The following is a 261-nucleotide window of genomic DNA, read 5'->3' as shown; positions in this document are numbered from 1 at the left end:
TGATGATGCCGCGCTCGATACGACCGGTCACCACGGTGCCGCGGCCCGAGATCGAGAACACGTCTTCCACCGGCATCAGGAACGGCTTGTCGATGTCGCGTTCCGGTTCCGGAATCCAGGAATCCAGCGCTTCGACCAGCTTGATCACGGCCGGCACGCCGATGTCGCTCTGGTCGCCTTCCAGCGCCAGACGGGCCGAACCGGAGATGATCGGGGTGTCGTCGCCCGGGAAGTCGTACTTGCTCAGCAGTTCACGCACTT

1 pseudogene is annotated in these 261 nt (G+C 63.6%); it reads right to left on the bottom strand.

Annotated elements, in window-relative coordinates:
* Positions 1–261 (bottom strand): annotated as a pseudogene (tuf, locus tag QMX83_RS21645) (elongation factor Tu); the annotation flags it as partial.

This window comes from Stenotrophomonas sp. PS02289, from assembly GCF_029960115.1.
Lineage (GTDB): Bacteria > Pseudomonadota > Gammaproteobacteria > Xanthomonadales > Xanthomonadaceae > Stenotrophomonas.
The sequence above is the reverse complement of the archived record's forward strand: the minus strand, read 5'-3'. Positions and strand labels throughout refer to the sequence as shown.